Annotated in this window: 2 protein-coding genes; both read left to right on the top strand. The window is 37.0% G+C overall.

The window, feature by feature from the left end:
* On the top strand, window positions 1-410 hold a 410-nt coding region (locus AC1DPZ_RS26950; RefSeq protein ID WP_477409308.1), incomplete at its 5' end, for a UDP binding domain-containing protein.
* A gap of 7 nt (window positions 411-417) precedes the next feature.
* Window positions 418-1,553, top strand: a 1,136-nt coding sequence (locus tag AC1DPZ_RS26945; protein ID WP_477409306.1) for a lipopolysaccharide biosynthesis protein, incomplete at its 3' end; no start/stop codon positions are given.

Genomic DNA, 1,553 nt, shown 5'->3' with positions numbered 1-1,553 from the left:
GTATAAATGATTCAATGGGCGCATATGTGGCCGATCAGTTTATAAAACAAATTACATGTCGTGGCACATCATTGATTAATGCTGAAGTACTGGTACTTGGTTTTACCTTTAAGGAAAACTGTCCCGACGTTAGAAATACACGCGTAATAGACATCGTTAGGCGCCTGGAAGAGTATAAGGTAAAAGTACATATACATGATCCATGGGCTAACGCCGAGCAGGCAAAACGAGCCTATGGGGTAATATGTGAGAACGGAGAATCTAAAAAAAGAACTTATGACGGTATTTTACTTGCCGTAGCACATGACGAATTTAAGGAGATTAATCTTAAAGATATGTGTAAACCCAATACCGTCCTTTATGATCTGAAAGCATTTTTTCCAGATAACATTGTAAACGCCCGCCTGTAAAAATAATATGACTTATAAAGAAAAAGCTGTTTCGGGCATATTATGGTCTTTGTGGCAGCAGATTAGTGCAAAAATAGTGGGGTTTGGTATATCTATTTTCCTTGCCCGCATTTTGGATCCGTCACAATTTGGATTGATAGCCATGTTGTCGCTTTTTATTGCAATTGGTAACTCGTTATTAGATAGTGGTTTAACTGCATCATTGATTCGTACTCCTGATGCAGATCACCGGGATTTTTCAACGGTCTTTTATTTTAACCTCGCCGGTAGTTCTTTGTTATATGCGTTACTTTTTTTATTCGCTCCACTCATAGCCGATTTTTATAATCAGCCAATATTAAAAGCGGTTGTACGTGTTTATAGTCTTATTTTAATTATAAACGCTTTTTTTGGTGTACAAAGCACCTTACTAATTAAGGATATGAAGTTTAAACTGCAAACCAATATTCAAATACCTGCAGCTATAGGAGGCGGTCTTTTGGGTATTTTACTTGCAAAATTGGGTTATGGTGTGTGGAGCCTGGTATGGATGGGATTATGTACTTCGTTTTTATCAACAGCTTTGCACTGGATTTATTCACCCTGGCGACCAGGTTTACTGTTTGATAGGGCGCTTTTTAAAAAACATATCAATTTTGGTTATAAAATGACAGTATCGGGGCTAATTGATACCGTATACCAAAACCTTTATTTAATTATCATAGGCAAGTATTTTTCTGCAGCGCAGCTTGGTTTTTACTCCCGCGCAGATTCTCTTAGTCAATTACCAATAAGTAATATTTCGGCAGCCATTAATAAAGTTACTTATCCAATGTTTGCGCAGATAGCTCATGATCCCGTACAGCTAAAAAATGTTTATAAAAAACTGATGCAGCAAGTTATTTTCTGGAATGCGCCCGCTTTGATCTTTCTATGTGTGGTTGCCAGGCCATTGTTTCATGTTTTGCTTACGGATAAGTGGTTGCCTGCAGTGCCTTATTTCCAAATTTTATGTGTTTGCGGCATAATGTATCCGTTGCATGCATATAATTTAAACATTTTAAAAGTTATGGGTAAGGGCTCATTATTTTTAAAATTAGAGGTTGTTAAAAAAGTACTATGCGCAGCAGGCATCTTATTATTCATTCCTTTCGGAATTTATGG

The organism is Mucilaginibacter sp. P4_G9, assembly GCF_056400985.1.
Note: the sequence above shows the minus strand (reverse complement) of the source record. Positions and strands in the feature narration are given on the sequence as shown.